This is a genomic window from Nocardioides sp. NPDC127514 (genome assembly GCF_040302125.1).
Taxonomy (GTDB): domain Bacteria; phylum Actinomycetota; class Actinomycetes; order Propionibacteriales; family Nocardioidaceae; genus Nocardioides.
The window spans coordinates 80672-100503 of the sequence record NZ_JBEORF010000009.1; the positions used below are offsets into that span (position 1 = coordinate 80672).

A 19832-nucleotide genomic window follows, 5' to 3' on the forward strand; every position below is an offset into this window, starting at 1 on the left:
TCAGCGCACACGGCGGACTCATACCGTCGGTAGGCGTGTCCCCCAAGCTGTTCGCCTCGGGCAAGCTCCTGCGCGCCGTCGTGCCCGCAATCGCGCTGTGCGGCGTCCTCGCCGCCGCCATGAGCTTCCTGGTCCCGACGACCGCCTCCGCCGGCCCGACCGTCAAGGTCGTCCAGGCCGGACCGGTACAGCCCGGCTTCCAGCGCTTCGCCTGGCTCAACGCCTGGGCGGACCACCACACCGCGCCCGGCGGCGCTGCCGCCGGCCGGCTCGACGGCGTGCCGCGGATGCGGATCGTGGTGGGTCACCTGCGGCGTACGGTCATCGACTTCGGCGTGCTCGCCGAGGTGGAGGCACCGCAGCGGGAGGCCTTCGAGTCGTTCGGCCGTGAGTTCGGCCTCGTCTCCACGCCCGACGCCACCGACGACGCAGTCTTCTACCGGCGCTCGGTCTTCCGGCTGGTCAGCAAGGACACGGTCACCATGTACTACCGCCACGGCGCCCAGGTCAGCGCGCCGGTGGTCGTGCTGGAGGAGCGTTCCTCGGGGCAGCGCGTCGGGGTCCTGCCCGTGCACTTCCCAGCGAGCCTCCCCTCCGCCCCGGGGCAGAAGAAGTGGCGCGAGCTGAACGCGCGGATCGTCGAGGGCGTGGTCGCGCGTGCCGAGGTGCCGATGGTGGTGGCCGGTGACTTCAACCAGCGCAACGACATCCTGTGCGACCTGACCTCGCCGGGGACCGGTCTGGTGAGTCCGCTGGCGACGCACGAGACGTGCGCCACCGCCCGCCGGGCGCCGATCGACCAGGCCTTCCTCAGCCCGTCGCTGCGGCCCGACCGCTACCAGGTCTACTCCGGTCCGTCGGCCCGTCGTGCCACCGACCACGGCGCGTTCTACCAGGTCAGGCTGCGACTCTCCGACATCGCCTGAGCCCTCAGAAGTACGTCCGGACCAGGTCGGTCACGGTGTAGTCGAGGTCGACGACCGGGATCAGCCGCCACTTGTCGAACGCCGTGCACGGGTGCGAGATCCCGAAGCTGACCAGGTCGCCCGGCCGCAGCCCGGCGTCGGTGCGCAGGAAGGCGTGCTGGTCGGCCAGCTTCTCGACGGTGCCCTCGAGCGGCTCCGCACCGCCGTAGCCGTTGCGCCGCACCGCGAGCGGGACGGGCAGGCCGTGGTCGAAGGGTGCGTCCCGCCGGCCCATGCCGACGATCACCAACCCCTCCTCCGGGGCCGAGATCACCTGGGCCCACACCTCGATGGCCGGGTCCAGGGTGCCCTCGATGCGGTTGTAGGGCGTCTCCTCGGCGTAGAGGCCGTGGTCGTGGGTGACGTACGTCCCGCTGCGCAGCACCTTGCGAGGGGTCATCCCGTCCGGCCAGCCCGCGGACCAGCGCTCGGCGAGGACGTCGAAGAAGGCGCTGCCACCTGCGGAGACGATGGCATCGGCGGCGATCAGGCCGTTGGTGTAGAGGCTCGAGGCGAGCTCCTTGAGACGGTCGAAGTAGTCGCCGGCCTCTTCCGCCGTCCGCAGCCCGCCCTCATAGCCGGCCACTCCCGCCAGGAGTACGCCCGGGGTGGAGTCGACCACCCGCGCGAGCTCGACGGCCTCGTCGACGGAACGGCAGCCCGTGCGCCCGCCCGGGAAGCCCAGATCGATCAGCACGGCCATCGGCCGGTCCTCGACGCCGACCAGGGCCGACGCCTCGGCCGCCGCCTCGACACCCTCGACCGAGTCGACCCAGTGCAGGTGGAGGAACTCCGGGTCGGCCGCACGTTCGGAGGCCACCCAGCTCAGCGCGCTGTGGTCGAGGATCTCGTTGGCGACGAGGACTCTGCGTACGCCGGCATGGCGGGCGACCAGGGCCTGGCTCGGTGAGGCGACGGTGATCGCCCACGCCCCGGCGTCGACCTGTCGCTGGTAGAGCGAGGGCGCCATCGTGGTCTTGCCGTGCGGGGCGAGCAGCAGGCCGTGCTCCTCCGCGAAGCCCGCGAGGGTCGCGATGTTGTGCTCCAGCGCGCTCTTCTTGAGCACCATCACCGGCCAGGTGAACGAGCCGTCGAAGAGGTTGTGGCCGGAGGCTGCGTACGTGGTGAGATCGACGGCTTCTCCCGGCGCCCAGAAGCCCTTGTCCGCCCAGGTCACTTGATCATCCATCGGGACAGAACCTACCGACGCCCAGCTGCGAGACACCGGGTTTCGAGAAACTGTGGAAATCCCCAGGGAGGTATCGGCGTCGCTTATCGTGACGCCATGGCCAACCGTGCAGCTCAGAGGGCGATGACTCGCCAGCTCCTGCTGGACGCGGCGATGGACCGGTTCGTCGCGAGCGGCTATGCGGCTACGACGATCGACGAGATCGCCTCGGCGGCAGGCACCACCCGGGTGACGTTCTACGCCTACTTCCCCTCGAAGTCCGACGTCATCAAGGCCCTGATCGCCGAGCGCCTCGAGGACGAGCTCGTCCAGCTCCGCTGCCCGCAGGGCAGCTCGCTCGGCGGCCTCGCCGACGCGGTGGCGGCCGGCACCCGCGAGCAGATCGGTGCCTGGATCCGGCAGGCGATGTCCCGATGGCCGGAGGTGCGTCCGATCGTCATGATCGCCCGCGCTGCCCAGGCCGTCGATCCCGATCTCAGCCGCATCGTCGACGGCTGGACGGACGAGACGATCGAGGACGTCAGTGCGGGCCTGGACAAGGCGGACCGCTTCGACGCCGACAGCCGGCAGCTGCGCGGCGCGCTGGCCGTCGGTCAGCTCGACTTCCTGTTCCAGCGCTGGGCGGACGGGTCGTGGGGTGTCGAGCACGACCACGTGTGCGAGCTGGTCACCGAGAGCTGGTTCCAGCTGCTGGGCGAGTGATCCAGCAGGTCACAGGAAGGTCTGGCCCTCGCCCCGGTAGGTCGGCGCGACGGTGATGATCGAGTCGCCCTCGATCAGCTGGAGCGTGTCGAGCCGCTCGCAGACCTCGCCCGCCTTCGCGTGCCGGAACCACACCTTGTCACCGATCGCGAGCTGGTCGGCGGCATGCCCACGCAGCGGCGTCTGGACCTCCCCGGCGCCTTCGGTGCCGACGTACTCCAGGCCGAAGGGGTAGGTCGGGCTGGGCACGCGGTCGAGTCCGGGCGGGCCCGAGGCGATCCAGCCGCCACCGGCGACGGTGACGATGCCGGGCGCGGGGCGGCGGACCACGCTCAGCCCGAAGTAGGCCGCGGGGTGGGGCGTGAAACCGTCGTAGCGGTCGAAGAGGGTCGGGCCGTAGAGCCCGGACCCGGCCGCGATCTCGGTGACCGAGGGATCGGCATGGGTGGACTCGATCGAGCCCGTGCCGCCGCCGTTGACGAACTCGAGGTCGGCCAGGGAGCGTACGGCCGCGACGATCTTCCCGCGGCGCTCGGTGATCTCTGCGATGGAGGCCTTCTTCATCCGTCTGATGACGGCCGCGGGCGGGTTGCCGCTGAGCGGTCGGTCGACGGTGCCGGCGACCTGGCCCTCGTAGGCCATCAGCCCGACCAGCTGGAAGTCCGGGTCGTCGGTGACGATCCGGGCGAGGGCGACGGCGTCCTCGGGGGTGCGGACCGGGGATCGGCGGGCACCGAGCCAGATGCGGCGCGCGATGACCAGCGCGGCGTCGAGGTCGATGGCCACGCGTACGGGGGCGGCCGGGGTGCCGATCGCGGCCTTGACCAGCGACAGCCCCTCGGCGCTGTCGACCATCAGGGTGACCCGGGCGAGCTTCTCCTCGTCCTTCGCGAGGGTGGCGAGCGCGGCCCGGTCGGCGGTCGGGTAGCCGACCACGACGTCGTAGTGCGTCTCGGCCAGCCACAGCGCCTCGAACAGCGTGAAGGCCAGGATCCCCTCGTATCCCTCGCGGGCGAGCACCCGGTCGATCAGCGCCCGGCAGCGTACGGACTTGCTGGCGACTCGGATCGGGGTGCCGGCGGCACGGCGTACGAGATCGTCGGCGTTGGCGTCGAACGCCGCGAGGTCCACCGCCCCGACGGGTCCGTCGAGACGGGCGGTCGCCCGGTCGAGCCGTTCGTGCTGCTGGGCGGAGAGATGGTGGGAAGTCGTGACCACGACGCAAGTGTCTATGCCCCGCGCGGCACTCGCGTCAACGGGAGGTGACCAACTGTGCCACCGCGCGGGCCGATCGATGTGGGCGCAGCCGTTGACCGTACGCCTCCGAGGCGACACCCTATCCCGCGTGAGCGAGTGGCAGAACTGGGCAGGCAACCAGCACGCGGGCGCGGTCGAGGTCGTCGTGCCTCGCGACGAGGCGGAGCTCTCGGCGGTCGTCGTGGCCGCGGCGGAGGCCGGGCGGCGGATCAAGCCGATCGGGGCGGGGCACTCGTTCACCGCGATCGGGTCGCCCGTCGATGTCCAGGTCAGCCTGGATCGTCTCTCCGGGATCGTTCGAGCGGACTCGACGACCGGTCTGGTGACGGTACGCGGCGGCACCCGCCTCAAGGTCCTCAACCGGGCACTCGAGGCGCTCGGTCTGTCGATGACCAACCTCGGTGACATCGAGGAGCAGTCGATCTCCGGGGCGATCTCGACCGGCACCCACGGCACGGGAGCGCGTTTCGGCGGCCTGGCGGCCCAGGTACGCGGCCTGCGGCTGCTCCTCGCCGACGGTTCCGTGATCGCTTGCTCGGCGTCGGAGAATCCGGAGGTCTTCGAGCTCGCCCGCGTGGGGCTCGGGGCGCTCGGGATCATCGTCGAGGTCACCCTCCAGACCGAGCCTCTCTTTGCGCTGCGCGCACGTGAGGGCAACGGTGAGCTCGCTGAGGTGATGGCCGCTTTCGACTCGCACGCGTCGGGCACCGACCACTTCGAGTTCTACTGGTTCCCGCACACGACCCGGGTCCTGACCAAGCACAACACCCGGCTGCCGCTGCCGGAGACTCCGCTGGCGCCGGTGGGCCGGCTCCGGGGCTGGTTCGACGACGAGCTCCTCTCCAACCAGGCCTTCGGCGCGACCGTCGGTCTCGGCCTTCGGGTCCCTGGTCTGGTGAAGCCGCTGGCCCGCTTCGCCGCCTCCGCCCTCTCGCCGCGCGAGTTCACCGACATCTCCTACCGCGTATTCACCTCGCAGCGGAAGGTGAGGTTCGTGGAGAGCGAGTACGCCGTCCCGCGTGCCGTCGGCATGGAGGTCCTTGCGTCGCTGCAGCGTGCCGTGGAGGCGTCGTCGTGGAACATCTCCTTCCCGGTCGAGGTCCGGGTGGCCGGCGCCGACGACATCCCGCTGTCGACCGGGTTCGAGCGCGAGAACGTCTACATCGCGATCCACACCGCGCCCTCCTCGCCCTGGCGCGAGGAGTACTTCGCGACCTTCGAGCGCATCGCCGGCGAGGCCGGTGGCCGCCCGCACTGGGGCAAGATGCACACCCTCACCGCCACTGACCTGGCCGAACGCTATCCGCGGTTCGGCGACTTCGTCGCGCTGCGCGACAAGCTCGACCCGTCACGTACGTTCGGCAACCCCTACCTCGAGCAGGTCCTCGGCTCTTAACCTGCCCTTCTCCCGGGGGTCACCGGCGACCTTTAGCGTGACCCGATGCCGCAGCCTCCCCGACCGCCGCGCATCGCTGAGATCCACGGGCTACGGGGGCTGGCGCTGGCACTCGTGGTGGTCTTCCACCTCTTCGGCAACGGCCGGGTCTCGGGCGGCGTCGACGTCTTCCTCGTGCTGACCGGGTTCCTGGTGACCCGGTCGCTCGTCCGCCGGGTCGCGTCGTCCGAGCTGCGGCTGGGCGACCACTACGGGCGTACGTTCCTGCGGCTCTCGGCTCCGATGCTGGTCGTGCTCGCCGGGACGGCGGTGCTGATGGTGACGGTCATGCCGCGGTCGATGTGGGGCTCGACGTTGCGGGAGATCGCTGCGTCGGCGGCGTACGTCTTGAACTGGGAGATGATCCGGTCGCAGCTCGCCTACGGGGCGGCCGGGCCGAGTGCGAGCCCGCTGCAACACTTCTGGTCGCTGGCGGTGCAGGGACAGTTCCTGCTGCTCTGGCCGCTGGTCGTGCTGGCGATCTGGCGGGTGGCGCGGGCGCGGCTCCGGCTCGTGCTGACGCTCGTCGTGGCGGTGGCGACGGTCGCCTCGTTCGTCTCCGCATGGCGGCTGGGGATCGCCGACCAGCAGGTGGCGTACTTCCACACCGGGGCACGCTTCTGGGAGCTCGGCGTCGGCGCGCTGCTCGCGCTCGGGCTCGACCGTCTCCGTCCGCCGGGGGTCGCGCGCCCGGTGCTCGCCTGGGCCGGGCTGCTGCTCGTCGCGAGCTCGGGGTTCGTGCTCGACGGTGCCGCGCTCTTCCCCGGGCCGTGGGCGCTGTGGCCGGTCGGCGGGGCGCTGCTGGTCGTGCTCGGCTCCGGATCGACGGCTCGCTGGGGGCCGCAGCGGCTCCTCGCGGTGCGGCCGCTGCGGTTCGTCGCGGACATCTCCTTCCCGCTCTATCTGTGGCACTGGCCGCTGCTGGTGGCGTGGCTGAGCTGGACGTACGCGACCCGGACCACGCTCCTCGCGGCGGTGGTCGTGCTCTCGGCCTCGGTGGTCCTGGCCTGGCTCACCCACCGGTTCGTCGAGGTGCCGGTCACCCGCCTCGGACCGTCCTTCACGGGCCTCGGCCGGCTCGTGACCGTCCCGATCGTGCTCGCGCTGGTCGCGGGCACGACGATGGCCGGCGCCACCGCCGTCGAGCGCCAGGACGCCGCCGCGAGGGCGGCCGCCGTCGCCGCCGCGAAGAAGTACGCCGGCTGCATCGGCGCGGCTGCCATGGATCCCGCGACTGCGGGCTGCAAGGGTCCGGACCGGCTGCTCGACGCCAGTCTCGGTTACCAGGCGCCCGACGGGTCGGGCTGCTGGTCCAACAAGGAGCGGCCGGTGCGGTTCAAGGTGTGCTCGCTCGGGCCGGCCCGCGGCTACACGCGGCGGCTGCTCGCGATCGGCGACTCGCACAACCACCAGCTCGTCCCCGCCTACCGCGAGATCGCCGAACGCCGCGGGTGGCGCATCGACGTCGCCAGCCGCGCCGGCTGCCACTGGAACGCGCGCGATCGCGTCGGCACTCCCCGGACGACCGTCGAGCTGTGCCGGCAGTGGAAGTCGCGACTCGCGACCTATCTCTCCGCGGAGCGGGGGATCGATGCGTACGTCGTCATCCACTCCAGCCAGGTCGCGGTCGAGGCCGTCGGTGACGAGACGACCGGCGAGGCGCTCAGTCGTGGTCTCGCGGAGGCATGGGCGAGCCGGCCGGACCCGTCGGTGCCGGTCATCGCGATCCGGGACAGCCCGATCTTCGAGGGCAGCACCACCCGGTTCGCCCGCGTCGTCCAGCCGTGCATCGACGACGCCGGCCTCGCGGCGGGGGCGACCTGCGCCCGCGACCGGGATCAAGCCGTACGCGACGACGGCACCGCCGGCGCGGTTCGGCTGACCCCGAACGCCCATCGTGTCGACCTCACCGACTACTTCTGCGAGGCCGACACCTGCTCGCCCGTCGTCGGCAACCTGCAGGTCTACCAGGACGGCTTCCACATCTCGCCGCTCTACGCCGCGACCCTCGCACCCTACCTCGGCGACCGGATCGCCACGATCCTGCACTGATCGTGCCGAGCTAGGCGGCCGCAGGCTCCGGCTCGGGCTCGTCCTCGTGCGGGAAGTGGGTCTGCTTGAAACGTACGGCCATCCTGGTCGACGGCCCCATGGCGGCGGCAGCGGCGACCACGATGGCGCCGATCACGATCCAGCCGGCGCCGCTGTAGAAGTCGGGGTGCCAGCCCATGGCGAGGAAGGTGAACAGGGCCGGGGCCCACGCGCCGCCGAGCTGGCGGCCGATGCCGGCGACACCTTCGTACTCGCCTCGCCGCTCGGGGTCCATGAGCTCGGCCTGGAAGGCCCAGGAAGCGGAGCCGATGGCCAGCTCGGCACCGGTCACGGCGACGTGGCCGAGCCAGACCAGGAAGATGGTGAGGAACCCGCGGGTGTCGTGGGTGACCAGCGTGATCGCGCAGGCGGCGACGAAGAACGCGCTGCTCCACCACACCCGGCGCAACGCGTCGCGGACGTCGTGGACGCCCTTGGACGTGTAGGCCGGGAGGATGATGCACAGCACCGTGTTGGTGGCGAAGAGCCAGGCCAGCAGCCAGCGCGGCGAGTCGGTGTATTCGACCAGCCACAGCGGGATCACGGTGTGCAGCAGCACCTGGTTGGACCACAGCGTGCCGGTGAAGGTGGTCACCAGGAGCCAGCCGACGTTGCGCAGCGCGCCCGGGCCGGGCAGCTTCTCGGTGATCTCGCCGGCCGCCCGGCGCTCCTCGTGAGGCGCCCGCGGCAGCCGGGTGATCCACACGGAGTTGGCGATCCCGATGGCAAGCGCGAAGAACGGCACGCCCCACTTGAGGACGGTGTCGGTGTCCAGCGCGAGCGCGATGCCGGCGATCAGAGCACCGATGGTGAAGCCGAGGTTGAGGCTGGAGTACATGAACGCCTGGGTCGCGACCCGCTCCTTGTCGGGCAGCACATCCAGGACGTACGCATTCCGGCCGGCGCCGCCCGCGTTGTTGACCACCTCGAAGACGACGATGACGCACAGGTAGGCCCAGAAGCCGTGGATGAACGGCATCGTCGCGAACATCAGTGCGCTGATCAGCGCACTGATCGCCCAGATCCGCTTCGGGCCGATGAAGTCGGCCAGCCGGCCCATCGGGTAGGCGGTGAGGAAGCTCGCGATCCCGGCGACCGTCAGGCCGACACCGATCTGCGCCGGGCTCAGGCCGACGAACGCGACGAGGTAGAACGCCGCCGCGGTGTTGAACGTCCCGTCCCCCGCCGCGAAGAGCAGCGACTGCGTCGCCAACCGCCGCGACAACGGTGTCGGCGGGATGAGGTTGCTGATGAAACCGGGCAGGGGCACCGGCCAATTGCATCACCGGGAAGGGGTGGTTGCCGACTGGTTTTCTGCCGAGGCGTCACCCCGGTCGGCCGAGGCGTCAGGCGCGTCGGCCGAGGTGACATCGATGTGCCGGATCGGCCGACCGGCGTGACCTCTCGACCTGCGTACGTGACGTCTCGGCCGACGGGAGTGACGCCTCGGCTCAGGGGCGGCGGGAGGCGAGGGCTTCGACGGCGTCGCGGGCGGTGGCGGCGATGGCGAGATCGACGTCGTTCTGGATCCGGGCGGTGCGGTCGGAGTCGGTGAGTACGGCGATGGCGACGCGGCCGGCGGGATGGGTGACCACGGCGATCTCATGCCGCAGGGTGAGGAACCCGCCGGTCTTGCCGGCGAGCTGGATGTCGTCGGCGAGCAGGTCGGCGGCGATGCGATGGGTGAAGACCTGCTTGCCCATCAGCCGCCGCACCAGCTCGGTCGCCTCGGGCTTGGCGACCTCGTCGCGCCAGATGCGCTCGAGCAGGTCGACGCAGGCGCGCGGAGAGCCGATCGTGGCGCGTTCGACGTCGAGCGAGTCGATGACGTGCCGGCCGCCGGGCCGGCGGCCCTCGACCGCGAGCTGGGTGGCGAGGGCGAAGTCGTGGCCGGCGACGCGGGTGGCGTAGTCGTACATCGGCTGCATCCGGTGCCGCACCCGCAGCCCCTCCAGGCCCCACTCGGTGAGCTGCTCGTCGACCTCGCGCGGCGAGACCTTGTCGAAGAGCGCGTCGGCGGCGGCGTTGTCGCTGAGGCCGAGCATCATCAGCATCAGGTCGGTGACCGAGCAGGTCGCGTCGTGGGTGAACGCCGAGATGCCGTACGGCCCGTAGCTCCGCTCCGCCGCGGTCAGCGTCACCATCGCGCCGCCGTCGATCTCGCCGCTCGCGATCCGGTCGGCCACGACGAGGGCCAGCGGGACCTTCGCCACCGACGCGAGCGGCATCGGCCGGTCGACACCGACCCCGACCTCGTGGCCGGTGTCGAGGTCGCGGGCGAGGAACGCGATCCGTACCTGGAGCTCTCGGAAGCGCTCGGCGGTCGCCTCGGCGAGGTCGATCAGGCGCCGGTCGCTGCCGACGAGCGGACTCATGCGGGTCCTTCCTCGGCCGCACCGACGCAGGCACCGAGCAGGGCGAGCGCCTGCTCACGCACGGGGCCGGCCGCCAGCGGTGCGGGCGGTGGTGGCTGCTCGACCAGCCGGTGGCCGCGCGCGACGGTGTCGACGAAGGGCGACCAGCTCAGCCCGTACGTCACCGCCTCGTGCCGAGCGCAGACCAGGCTCGCGCGCCCCGCCATGGTCTCGGCCACCGCGAGCTGGTGCGGGGCGCGGCGCAGGGCGGCCGGTCCGATGCCGGCCCGGTCCGCGAGCCGCCGAAGCCGACCGGCGGGGTCGTCGAGGTCTCGCGGGAGGGCCAGCACCTGCGTACGTTGCCTGCCTCGGCGCGGTCGCAGCGAGCTCAGCGACACCGGCCCTTCGGCCGTCCCGGGAGCGGTAGCCGCGCCCAGCCGGGTGAGCCACGTGGCCGCGTCGGGGTCGCACGTCTCGACCGTCCAGGCTGCCGAATCCGGCGTCTCGTCGTGGTCGCTGTCGCTCGCGAGGCGTACGTCGACGCCTTCGGCCTCCAGCAGCGCGACCAGTCGCGCGAGCGGAGCAGGGTCGCAGCCGGACGGCACCGCGACCACGAAGCTCTCCCGGTCGTGCCGGCGGATGCTCCGCAGCAGATGGTCGGCCTGGTCGAGCAGGTGCCTGGCCCGCGGCAGCAGCGCCGTACCGGCCGGGGTGAGCGCGATCTGGCGCCGGGTGCGGTCGAGCAGCTCCACCCCGAGCTCGCGCTCGAGAGCACGCAGGCGACGGCTGAGGAGCGGCTGGTCGACGCCGAGCTCGAGAGCCGCCTCGGAGACGCTCATCTCGTCCGCGACGGCGGCGAAGCCGCGCAGGTGAAGCAGTAGGTCCACGCGTACAGGATGGCTGATCGGCCCCACCTCGTCCCATGTCGGCGATGCATACGTCCATGCCGGATCGTCCTTGGACGCGGTCGCGGCGGCACCATCACGATGCTCGGCATGACCACACCGATCCTCAGCCGCCGTGCCGTCCTGGGCGGAGCCGCCACCGCGGCCGCCGTCGCCGCGACCGGAGTCAGCAGCTCCGTGGCGTACGCCGCCGACAGCCCCGCGATCGCCGCACTCGAGCAGAAGCACCAGCGTCACCTCGGCGTCTGGGCCAAGAACATGCGGACCGGCCGCGTCATCGAGCACCGTGCCGACGAGCGTTTCCCGATGCTGTCGACCTTCAAGACGCTGCTCGCGGCCTCGATCCTGCGCGATCATCCCGCGCGTACGCTCCAGCAGCGCCTGACCTGGGAGGCCGCCGACGTCGTCGTCAACTCGCCGATCACCTCGCTCACCGTCCGCAACGGCCTGACCGTCGCGCAGCTCGCCGAGGCGACGATCACGCGGTCCGACAACACCGCCGCCAACGAGCTGCTCCACCTCATCGGAGGCCCCGCCGGCATCACCCGCTTCGCCCGATCGCTCGGCGACCCGGTGACCCGGCTCGACCGCTGGGAGCCCGACCTCAACAGCGCGATCCCCGGCGACCCGCGCGACACCACCTCGCCGCGTGCGATCGCGCAGACCTACACCAAGCTGGTGCTCGGCGACGCCCTCGACCGCGCCGACCGGGACCAGCTGCTCACCTGGATGCTGGCCAACCAGTCGACCGTCACCAGGTTCGGCGCCGGGGTTCCGGCCGGCTGGCGGCTCGCCGACAAGACCGGCGGTGGTGACTACGCGTCGCGGAACGACGTCGGCGTCACCTGGACCCCAGATGGCGCGCCGATCGTCATCGCCGCCCTCACCCGCTCCGACGACCCCACCGCAGCGCCCCTCGACACCCCGCTCGCCGACATCGCGGCGACGGTCTGCGGGGAGCTCGGCTGAGGGCCGGCTCAGGCTCCGTACACCTTCTCCGGCACCGGCGCCTGGGCGAGCAGCTTGCGGAGGGCGGGCCCGACGTCGGCGGCGTCCCAGCGGGCTCCGGCGTCGGCGGAGGGGCCGTGGGCCCAGCCGTTCTCGACGGTCATCGTGGGCCCGTCGATCTCGATGACCCGGCCGGTGACATCGCGCGCCTCCGGAGAGGCGAGCCAGGCGACGACCGGGGAGTTGTCCTCGGGCAGCGCCATCGCGGAGGTGTCGAAGGCACCCTCGGTCATCCGGGTCTTGGCGACCGGCGCGATGGCGTTGACGGTGACTCCGTAGCGCGACATCTCGGCGGCGGCGACCAGAGTGAGCCCGGCGATCCCGGCCTTGGCAGCCGAGTAGGTGCCCTGCCCGATCGAGCCCTGCAGGCCCGCGCCGGAGGAGGTGTTGATGACCCGCGCGTCCCGCTGCCGCCCGGCCTTGGACTCGGCCCGCCAGTACGCACCCGCGTGCCGCAGCGTCGCGAAGTGACCCTTCAGGTGCACTCGGATGACCGCGTCCCACTCCTCCTCGGAGGTGTTGACGAGCATCCGGTCGCGTACGAATCCGGCGTTGTTGACGAGGACGTCCAGGCCTCCGTACGTCTCGATGGCCTGTCCCACCATCGCCTCGGCATCCGCGAAGTCGGCCACGTCTGCGGCATTGGCGACCGCCTCCCCACCTGCGGCGACGATCTCGTCGACGACCTGGGACGCGGGCGACTCACCGGTGCCCTCGCCCGCCAGCGAGACGCCGAAGTCGTTGACGACCACCTTCGCCCCGTGACGGGCGAGCTCGAGCGCATGCGCCCGGCCGATGCCTCGCCCCGCTCCGGTGACGATCGCGATCCGGCCTTCGAGCAGTCGAGCCATGTGGCGTCCCTTTCCAGTCTTGCGTTCAGAAACCAAGCAACTGCTAGGCTACCAAGCAATCGCTAGGTTAGGCAGTGCTGAATCAAGGATGGGCACCATGGGCATCTCCACCGAGATCACCGACGAGCAGATCGCCGTCGTCACGATGAACCACCCTCCGGTGAACGCGCTGCCGGTCAAGGGCTGGTTCGAGGTCGCCGACGCCGTCACGACCGCCGCCGAGAACAGCGCACGAGTCGTGATCCTGCGCGCCGAGGGCAAGGGCTTCAACGCCGGCGTCGACATCAAGGAGATGCAGCAGATCGAGGGGTTCGAGGGCATCCTCGGCGCCAACCGCGGCTGCTACGCAGCGTTCAAGGCGATCTACGAGTGCCCGGTCCCGGTCATCGCCGCGGTCAACGGCTTCTGCCTCGGCGGGGGCGTCGGCCTGGTCGGCAACGCCGACACCATCGTGGCCAGCGACGACGCCTTCTTCGGCGTACCCGAGGTCGACCGCGGCGCCCTCGGCGCCGCCACCCATCTGAGCCGGCTGGTGCCGCAGCACATGCTGCGTACGCTCTATTTCACCGCCCAGACCATCACCGCCCAGCGCCTCCACGAGCTCGGCTCGGTCCACCAGGTCGTTCCCCGCGAGAACCTCGATGAGGCCGCCCTGGAGATCGCCCGGCAGATCGCGAAGAAGGACCCCCAGGTCATCCGCGCCGCCAAGGCCGCGCTCAACGGCATCGACCCGGTCGACGTGAACGCCTCCTACCGCTTCGAGCAGGGCTTCACCTACGAGCTCAACCTCGCCGGCGTGGCCGACGAGCGCCGCGACGCCTTCGTGAAGGACGGCAAGTGATGCCGACTCGGCTCGTCCTGACGCAAGAACGTGCCGAGTCGGCTCGTTCTGACCGTTTTCCTCACCGAGTCGGCGCGTCATGACGAGCCGACTCGACCCGATTTCTTGTCAGTTTGCGCCGGCTCGGCGCGATCAGGAGGCCCGATGAGCACCGCACAGACATTTCGTACGCCGCTGACCGAGCTGACCGGGGTCGACCACCCGATCGTGCAGACCGGGATGGGCTGGGTCGCGGGGCCGCGGCTCGTCTCGGCCACCGCCAACGCGGGCGCGCTCGGCATCCTGGCCTCGGCCACGATGACCCTCGACGAGCTGGAGAAGGCAATCGTCGAGGTCAAGGGCCGCACCGACAAGCCGTTCGGCGTCAACCTGCGCGCCGACGCCTCGGACGCCCCCGACCGCTGCCGGCTCCTGATCGATCACGGCGTCAAGGTCGCCAGCTTCGCACTGGCACCCAAACCCGAGCTGATCAGCACGCTCAAGGAGCACGACATCGTCGTGATGCCCTCGATCGGTGCGGCCAAGCACGCCAAGAAGGTGGCGGCCTGGGGCGCCGACATGGTGATGATCCAGGGCGGCGAGGGCGGCGGCCACACCGGCGCGGTCCCGACCACCCTGCTCCTCCCGAGCGTCCTGGACGCCGTCGACATCCCCGTCGTCGCCGCAGGTGGCTTCTTCGACGGCCGCGGGCTCGCGGCCGCGATGGCCTACGGCGCCGCCGGCATCGGCATGGGCACGCGGTTCCTGCTCACCGCCGACTCGGCCGTCCCTGAGGACGTACGACGGCGCTACCTGAGCTTCGGCCTCGACGGCACCGTCGTGACCACGAAGGCCGACGGCATGCCGCACCGCCTGCTCCGGACCGAGTTCATCGACACGCTCGAGAAGGAAGGCATCACCGCGAAGCTGCTGCGCACGCTCAAGCGCACCCGGCAGTTCAAGGAGATGTCCGGCCTTCCCTGGCGGACCCTGATCAAGGACGGCCGCGCGATGGTCCACGGCGGCGATCGCACCTGGGCCGAGGTCGTACTCGCCGCCAACACCCCCATGCTGCTCCGCGCCGGCCTGGTCGAGGGCGACACGAACGCCGGGATGCTCTCCAGCGGTCAGGTCGTCGGCCTCCTCGACGACCTCCCCACCTGCGAGGAGCTGGTCGACCGCATCGTCGCCCAGGCCGCCGACCGCCTCAAACATCTGGACGCGAACCGCGCCTGAGCATCAGGGTGGACCCATGACCATCGAGGTTCGCCCCGCGACGGTGTTCGAGGACGTACGCACTCTTGTCGGTCCCAAACGACCCGACGCCAGCGTCTGCTGGTGCCTGAGCTACCGGATCCCGTCGAAGCTCAACAACGAGATGCACGGACCGGAGCGGGGCGACTACGTGCGCAGCCTGCTCGAGCAGGGACCGCTGGGCGTGCTCGCCTACGAGGGAGACGACCCGGTCGGCTGGGCCGCCGTTGCGCCGCGCGCGGACACCACCTTCGCCCGCAACCGGAAGATCCCCCACGTCGACGACCTGCCGGTCTGGTCCCTGTGGTGCATCCGCGTGCGGCCGGGCCATCGCGGCAAGGGCATCTCGCACACGCTCATCGAGGGTGCCGTCGACTTCGCGCGTGACCACGGCGCACCGGCCGTCGAGGCGTATCCGCTCGACAACCAGGGCGCCAAGGTCGACCTGACCATGGCGTACGCCGGCATCCGCAAGAACTTCGAGGCAGCCGGCTTCACGCACGCCGCCGACACCACCTCGGTCCTCGCCGGTCACCCGCGCGTGCTGATGCGGCGTGATCTGAGATGAGGCGCTGGTTGACCTCGATCGGTAGAGTGTGAGTCGTGAAGACCGAGACGAGCCGCGTACGCATCGCGCTCGTCGCACTTTTCACGCTGATGCTCCCGGCGCTGATGAGCGTCGATCCCGAGCAGGCGCTGCTCACCATCGCCGTCTCCACCGCGCTCGCGGCGGTCGCCGTCGGAGCGATCCACAACGTCGGTGCGTTCGCCCTGGTCAGGGCCCATTCGACGGCACCGCGTGACGCTTCCGACGGGCCTCACCATCTCGCTGCCCGGGTCACCGACCCGGTGTGCTCCCCGCGCCGCCCGCGCGCTCCTGAGCAGGCCTGACACTCGCCGAACCCGGCGAGCCCGTCAGCCCTACCCACTCATCTCAGGAGCACACCCATGTCCGTTCTCGCCCCGTTGTCGCATGCCCTCGCCGCCGTCCTCGCCGGCGCCCACCACGTCCTCTCCTTCGTCGGCCCCAACGTCAGCTGGCTGCTGGCCATCGCCGCCGTCGTGGTGCTGGTCCGACTCGTCCTCCTGCCGCTCACGATCCGCGGCGTACGCCACTCCCACGCCTCTGCCCGGGCCCGCCCGCAGCTCCAGGCGCTGACCAAGAAGTACTCGAAGAAGAGCTCGTCCGGGAGTCCGAGCCAGGCCGACGTGATGGCGATGGTGGAGGAGCGGCGCAAGATCAACGAGGAGCACGGCGTACCCCGCTTCGCCATGCTCGCCGCCTTCGCCCAGCTGCCGATCTTCCTGGCGCTCTACCACCTGCTCTCCGACGTCAGCCGCAACAACGCGGTCGGCGCGATGAACGACTCTCTGGTCGCCTCGCTCGGGAACGCGACCTTCCTCGGCACGCCGCTGACCGGCCACGGCTACCTCTCCGGCGACACCACCCACCTGGTGATCACCCTCGGCCTCGCCGCCACCGCCGCGCTGGTCAGCTATCTCAGCCAGCGGCTGTGGGTCCTGCCCAACATGGTGCGCACCGACATGCCCGAGTCGATGATCCGGATCCAGGAGATGATGCCGGTCATCTCCGCCGGCGGCATGCTCCTCGCCGGCAGCACCGTCCCCCTCGCCCTGCTCGTCTACTGGGTCATCAGCGGCCTGTGGACCGCCGGCCAGGCCGCGGTCATCCACCGCTGGTTCCCCACCCCCGGCTCTCCCGCTGCAGCACGCGCCGAGAAGCGACACCAGGAGCGGGCCGTGCTCACAACCGCTCGATGATCGTGACGTTGGCCTGGCCACCGCCCTCGCACATCGTCTGGAGACCGTAGCGCCCGCCGGTGCGCTCGAGCTCGTTGAGGAGGGTGGCCATCAGCCGGGTTCCGGTGGCCCCGATGGGGTGTCCGAGGGCGATGCCGCCGCCGTTGACGTTGACCTTCGAGTGCGGGACGTCGAGCTCCTTCATCCACGCCAGGACGACGCTCGCGAAGGCCTCGTTGCACTCGAACAGGTCGATGTCGTCGACCGACAGGCCGGTCTTGGCGAGGGCGTGGCGGGTGGCCTCGATCGGGCCGGTGAGCATCCAGACCGGGTCGTCGCCGCGTACGGAGAGATGGTGGATCCGTGCTCGCGGAGCGAGGCCGAAGGTGCGTACGGCCGCGGCCGAGGCGACCAGCAGCGCCGAGGAGGCGTCGCAGATCTGGGAGGCGACGGCGGCGGTGATCCGCCCTCCGGGAGCGAGCGGCTCAAGGGAGGCCATCTTCTCGAGCGAGGTGTCGCGCGGGCACTGGTCGACGGCGAAGTCGCCGACCGGAACGATCTCCCGGTCGAACCGCCCCTCGGCGATCGCGGTCTTGGCGCGCTGGTGGGAGGCGAGTGCGTACGCCTCCATGTCCTCCCGCGAGATGTCCCACTTCTCCGCGATCATCTCGGCGGAGCGGAACTGGGAGACCTCTTGGTCGCCGTAGCGCTTCACCCAGCCGGGCGACTCGGCGAACGGGGTGGTGTAGCCGTACTGCGCCCCCACCAGCATCGCCGCGGAGATCGGGATCGCGGACATGTTCTGCAGCCCACCCGCGACGACCAGGTCCTGGGTCCCGGACATCACACCCTGCGCCGCGAAGTGCACCGCCTGCTGCGAGGAGCCGCACTGCCGGTCGATGGTGACGCCGGGTACGTGGTCCGGCAGCCCGGCCACCAGCCAGGCGGTCCGCGCGACGTCGCCGGCCTGTCCGCCGATGGTGTCGCAGCAGCCCATGATCACGTCGTCGACGGCGCCCGGGTCGATCCCGGTGCGGTCGACGAGCGCGGTGAGCGCGTGAGCACCGAGATCGGCCGGATGGACCCCGGCGAGCGCGCCTCCGCGCTTGCCCACGGGAGTGCGAACGGCGTCGACGATGAATGCCTCAGGCACGAGTTGCTCCTTCGATCGAAAGCACTTTCCCGCCATGGCGGGAAAGTGAACGGCTCTGACGGACTGCGGCGTCCCATTTCCCCGCCATGGCGGGGAAATGGCGCCCGCGGGCCGGGTCAGGCATGTTGGCTGCTCACCGAGAGGACCTCGCCGGTCATGTAGGACGAGTAGTCGCTGGCCAGGAAGACCATGACGTTGGCGACCTCCCACGGCTCGGCGGCACGACCGAACGCCTCGCGACCCTTGAGCTCGACGAGCAGTTCGGGCGAGGTGACCTTCTCCAGGAACGGATGCATCGCCAGCGACGGCGAGACCGCGTTGACCCGGATCCCGTGCGGCGCCAGGTCCGCGGCGGCGGAGCGGGTCAGCGCCATCACCCCGGCCTTGGCGGCGGCGTAGTGCGCCTGCCCCTCCTGGGCCCGCCAGCCGATCACGGAGGCGTTGTTGACGATCACGCCGCGCTTCCCGGCGGCCACGAACCGCTGCCCGACGGCCCGGATGCACCGGAACGTCCCGGTGAGGGTGATGTCGAGAACCTTCCCCCACTGGTCATCGGTCATCTCCAGCACCGACGCGGTACCGCCGAGGCCGGCGTTGTTGATCATCACGTCGACACCGCCGTACGGCTCCGCGGCGTCGAGCAGCGCCTGGACCTGGTCCTCCTGGGTGACATCGCAGGTCACGGCCGTGATCCGGTCCTCCCCGAACTCCTCGGCGAGGGCGTCGCGCGACTCCTTGAGCCGGCGCTCGTGGGTGTCCGAGACGACGACCGCCTTGGCTCCCTCCTCGAGCACCTTCCGCACCACCGCCGCCCCGATCCCCGCACCGGCGGCGGCGGTCACGACGACGACCCGGCCCTCCAGGAGCGAGTGGCCGGGGACGTACGCGGGGGTTGGCTGTTCGGGCTTCATGCACGAGCCTCTCGTGGCAGGCCGAGCACGCGCTCGGCGATGATGTTCCGTTGGATCTCGTCCGAGCCGCCGTAGATCGTGTCGGCACGGGAGAAGAGGTAGAGCGACTGCAGCCGGTCGAGCGCGTAGCCCTCGCCGGTGGTCAGCCCGGCGAGCCCGACGACGTCCATCGCCAGCTCGCCGAGCTCGCGGTGCCACCGCGCCCACAGCAGCTTGGAGACGCTCGCCTCGGGGCCGGAGGAGCCGGAGTCGTACGCCGAGAGGGTCCGCAGCGCGTGCAGCCGGAGCACCTCCAGCCCGACATGTGCCTGGGCGAGTCTCGACGAGATGTCAGGGTCGTCGATGGCGCCGTTGGCCCGGGCGGCCTCTTCGACCGTCTCCAGCTCGCGGGCGAAGCCGACCTGCTGGCCGATCGTGGAGACACCGCGCTCGAACCCGAGCGTCGCCATCGCGACCTTCCAGCCGTCGCCGGGCTCACCCACGACCAGGTCGGCCGAGGTGACGGCGCCGTCGAAGAAGACCTCGTTGAACTCGGAGGTGCCGGTGAGCTGCTGGATCGGCCGTACGTCGACCCCGGGCTGCGCCATCGGCACCAGCAGGTAGGAAAGCCCATGATGGCGGGACGACCCGGGCTCGGTTCGGCACACGACGAAGCACCAGTCGGAGAGGTGGGCGTTCGACGTCCAGACCTTCTGCCCATCGACGACCCACTGGTCACCGTCCAGCCTGGCCCGCGTCCGCACCCCGGCCAGATCGGAGCCGGCGCCGGGCTCGGAGTAGCCCTGGCACCACAACTCCTCCACGGCCACGATCTTCGGTAGGAACCGCTCCTTCTGAGCCGACGTTCCGTGGGCGATCAAGGTGGGGCCGAGCAGCTCCTCACCGAGATGGTTGATCCGGACCGGGGCGTCGGCGCGGGCGTACTCCTCGTGGAAGATCACCTGCTGGAACAGCGGCAGGCCGCGGCCGCCGTGCTCCTCGGGCCAGCCCAGGCAGGTCCACCCGTGCGAGGCCAGGTAGCGGTTCCAGGCCAGCCGCCCCTCGTACGACTCGTGGTCGCGGCCGTTCCCGCCGGTGCCGCGCAGCGCGGCCCACTCGCCGACCAGGTGGTCGGCCAGCCACTCGCGCACCTCGGCACGGAACGCCTCGTCCTCGGCGGAGTAGGTCAGGTCCATG

General features: G+C 71.0%; 19 protein-coding genes. 10 read left to right on the forward strand and 9 right to left on the reverse strand.

The window, feature by feature from the left end; genetic code table 11:
- Nucleotides 1-35: 35 nt before the first annotated feature.
- Nucleotides 36-926 (forward strand): endonuclease/exonuclease/phosphatase family protein, encoded by an 891-nt coding sequence (locus ABTX24_RS09100; protein WP_350839007.1) that lies wholly within the window; start codon nt 36-38, stop codon nt 924-926.
- 4 nt (nt 927-930) lie between these two features.
- On the opposite strand, the gene ABTX24_RS09105 is transcribed toward ABTX24_RS09100, so the two are convergent.
- The gene (locus ABTX24_RS09105; RefSeq protein WP_350839009.1) at nt 931-2154 is read right to left on the reverse strand and encodes an alanine racemase; all 1224 of its coding nucleotides are present in this window, start codon (nt 2152-2154) and stop codon (nt 931-933) included.
- A gap of 96 nt (nt 2155-2250) precedes the next feature.
- On the opposite strand from ABTX24_RS09105, the gene ABTX24_RS09110 reads away from it, so the two are divergent.
- The gene (locus ABTX24_RS09110; protein WP_350839011.1) at nt 2251-2856 is read left to right on the forward strand and encodes a TetR/AcrR family transcriptional regulator; all 606 of its coding nucleotides are present in this window, start codon (nt 2251-2253) and stop codon (nt 2854-2856) included.
- Nucleotides 2857-2865: 9 nt separating this feature from the next.
- Here the strand turns inward: ABTX24_RS09110 and ABTX24_RS09115 are convergent, their stop codons facing one another.
- Entirely contained in the window at nt 2866-4074 is a 1209-nt protein-coding gene (locus tag ABTX24_RS09115) for an amino acid deaminase/aldolase (protein WP_350839013.1), read from the reverse strand.
- 127 nt (nt 4075-4201) lie between these two features.
- Here ABTX24_RS09115 and ABTX24_RS09120 point away from each other — a divergent pair, with 127 nt between their 5' ends.
- Both ABTX24_RS09120 and ABTX24_RS09125 read left to right on the forward strand, forming a co-directional pair.
- Entirely contained in the window at nt 4202-5509 is a 1308-nt protein-coding gene (locus tag ABTX24_RS09120) for a D-arabinono-1,4-lactone oxidase (RefSeq protein WP_350839015.1), read from the forward strand.
- Nucleotides 5510-5554: 45 nt separating this feature from the next.
- Nucleotides 5555-7600: an acyltransferase family protein gene (locus tag ABTX24_RS09125; protein ID WP_350839017.1), complete on the forward strand. Its 2046-nt coding sequence runs from the start codon at nt 5555-5557 to the stop codon at nt 7598-7600.
- Nucleotides 7601-7610: 10 nt separating this feature from the next.
- Here the strand turns inward: ABTX24_RS09125 and ABTX24_RS09130 are convergent, their stop codons facing one another.
- The 3 genes from ABTX24_RS09130 to ABTX24_RS09140 all read right to left on the reverse strand — a co-directional run bounded on the left by ABTX24_RS09130 (nt 7611) and on the right by ABTX24_RS09140 (nt 10880).
- The gene (locus ABTX24_RS09130; RefSeq protein WP_350839019.1) at nt 7611-8909 is read right to left on the reverse strand and encodes an MFS transporter; all 1299 of its coding nucleotides are present in this window, start codon (nt 8907-8909) and stop codon (nt 7611-7613) included.
- A gap of 181 nt (nt 8910-9090) precedes the next feature.
- Complete coding sequence (locus ABTX24_RS09135; RefSeq protein WP_350839021.1) at nt 9091-10014, reverse strand: serine hydrolase; 924 nt, start codon at nt 10012-10014, stop codon at nt 9091-9093.
- Complete coding sequence (locus ABTX24_RS09140; RefSeq protein ID WP_350839023.1) at nt 10011-10880, reverse strand: LysR family transcriptional regulator; 870 nt, start codon at nt 10878-10880, stop codon at nt 10011-10013. Before ABTX24_RS09140 ends, ABTX24_RS09135 begins: the two co-directional genes overlap by 4 nt.
- A gap of 108 nt (nt 10881-10988) precedes the next feature.
- Between ABTX24_RS09140 and bla the strand changes: the two genes are divergently transcribed.
- Entirely contained in the window at nt 10989-11867 is an 879-nt protein-coding gene (gene bla / locus ABTX24_RS09145; RefSeq protein WP_350839025.1) for a class A beta-lactamase, read from the forward strand.
- A gap of 8 nt (nt 11868-11875) precedes the next feature.
- Here the strand turns inward: bla and ABTX24_RS09150 are convergent, their stop codons facing one another.
- A complete protein-coding gene (locus ABTX24_RS09150) occupies nt 11876-12757 on the reverse strand; it encodes an SDR family oxidoreductase (RefSeq protein WP_350839027.1) in 882 nt (293 codons plus the stop codon).
- Between the two features lie 97 nt (nt 12758-12854).
- Between ABTX24_RS09150 and ABTX24_RS09155 the strand changes: the two genes are divergently transcribed.
- From ABTX24_RS09155 to yidC, 5 genes are all read left to right on the forward strand, one after another.
- Nucleotides 12855-13598 carry an enoyl-CoA hydratase family protein gene (locus tag ABTX24_RS09155; protein ID WP_350839029.1) on the forward strand — a complete coding sequence of 248 codons (744 nt, stop codon included), beginning with the start codon at nt 12855-12857 and terminating at the stop codon, nt 13596-13598.
- Nucleotides 13599-13742: 144 nt separating this feature from the next.
- Nucleotides 13743-14813: an NAD(P)H-dependent flavin oxidoreductase gene (locus tag ABTX24_RS09160; RefSeq protein WP_350839031.1), complete on the forward strand. Its 1071-nt coding sequence runs from the start codon at nt 13743-13745 to the stop codon at nt 14811-14813.
- A 16-nt stretch (nt 14814-14829) separates the two neighbouring features.
- On the forward strand, nt 14830-15399 hold the full coding sequence (locus ABTX24_RS09165; protein WP_350839033.1) for a GNAT family N-acetyltransferase: 570 nt from the start codon (nt 14830-14832) through the stop codon (nt 15397-15399).
- Nucleotides 15400-15434: 35 nt separating this feature from the next.
- A complete protein-coding gene (locus ABTX24_RS09170) occupies nt 15435-15722 on the forward strand; it encodes a hypothetical protein (RefSeq protein WP_160026267.1) in 288 nt (95 codons plus the stop codon).
- A 57-nt stretch (nt 15723-15779) separates the two neighbouring features.
- On the forward strand, nt 15780-16613 hold the full coding sequence (yidC, locus tag ABTX24_RS09175; RefSeq protein WP_350839035.1) for a membrane protein insertase YidC: 834 nt from the start codon (nt 15780-15782) through the stop codon (nt 16611-16613).
- On the opposite strand, the gene ABTX24_RS09180 is transcribed toward yidC, so the two are convergent.
- The 3 genes from ABTX24_RS09180 to ABTX24_RS09190 all read right to left on the reverse strand — a co-directional run bounded on the left by ABTX24_RS09180 (nt 16597) and on the right by ABTX24_RS09190 (nt 19831).
- A complete protein-coding gene (locus tag ABTX24_RS09180) occupies nt 16597-17745 on the reverse strand; it encodes an acetyl-CoA C-acetyltransferase (protein WP_350839036.1) in 1149 nt (382 codons plus the stop codon). The genes yidC and ABTX24_RS09180 overlap by 17 nt on opposite strands.
- A 116-nt stretch (nt 17746-17861) precedes the next feature.
- A complete protein-coding gene (locus ABTX24_RS09185) occupies nt 17862-18656 on the reverse strand; it encodes an SDR family oxidoreductase (RefSeq protein ID WP_091044646.1) in 795 nt (264 codons plus the stop codon).
- On the reverse strand, nt 18653-19831 hold the full coding sequence (locus ABTX24_RS09190) for an acyl-CoA dehydrogenase family protein (protein ID WP_350839038.1): 1179 nt from the start codon (nt 19829-19831) through the stop codon (nt 18653-18655). The genes ABTX24_RS09185 and ABTX24_RS09190 overlap by 4 nt, the downstream gene beginning before the upstream one ends.
- Nucleotide 19832: the final 1 nt, after the last annotated feature.

Excerpts from the sequence above, each read along its gene's own strand:
- ABTX24_RS09105 (WP_350839009.1), bottom strand. The coding sequence starts at position 2,154 with ATGGATGATCAAGTGACCTGGGCGGACAAGGGCTTCTGGGCGCCGGGA.
- ABTX24_RS09110 (WP_350839011.1), top strand. The coding sequence starts at position 2,251 with ATGGCCAACCGTGCAGCTCAGAGGGCGATGACTCGCCAGCTCCTGCTG.
- ABTX24_RS09125 (WP_350839017.1), top strand. The coding sequence starts at position 5,555 with ATGCCGCAGCCTCCCCGACCGCCGCGCATCGCTGAGATCCACGGGCTA.
- ABTX24_RS09135 (WP_350839021.1), bottom strand. The coding sequence starts at position 10,014 with ATGAGTCCGCTCGTCGGCAGCGACCGGCGCCTGATCGACCTCGCCGAG.
- bla (WP_350839025.1), top strand. The coding sequence starts at position 10,989 with ATGACCACACCGATCCTCAGCCGCCGTGCCGTCCTGGGCGGAGCCGCC.
- ABTX24_RS09150 (WP_350839027.1), bottom strand. The coding sequence starts at position 12,757 with ATGGCTCGACTGCTCGAAGGCCGGATCGCGATCGTCACCGGAGCGGGG.
- ABTX24_RS09155 (WP_350839029.1), top strand. The coding sequence starts at position 12,855 with ATGGGCATCTCCACCGAGATCACCGACGAGCAGATCGCCGTCGTCACG.
- ABTX24_RS09160 (WP_350839031.1), top strand. The coding sequence starts at position 13,743 with ATGAGCACCGCACAGACATTTCGTACGCCGCTGACCGAGCTGACCGGG.
- ABTX24_RS09165 (WP_350839033.1), top strand. The coding sequence starts at position 14,830 with ATGACCATCGAGGTTCGCCCCGCGACGGTGTTCGAGGACGTACGCACT.
- yidC (WP_350839035.1), top strand. The coding sequence starts at position 15,780 with ATGTCCGTTCTCGCCCCGTTGTCGCATGCCCTCGCCGCCGTCCTCGCC.
- ABTX24_RS09185 (WP_091044646.1), bottom strand. The coding sequence starts at position 18,656 with ATGAAGCCCGAACAGCCAACCCCCGCGTACGTCCCCGGCCACTCGCTC.
- ABTX24_RS09190 (WP_350839038.1), bottom strand. The coding sequence starts at position 19,831 with ATGGACCTGACCTACTCCGCCGAGGACGAGGCGTTCCGTGCCGAGGTG.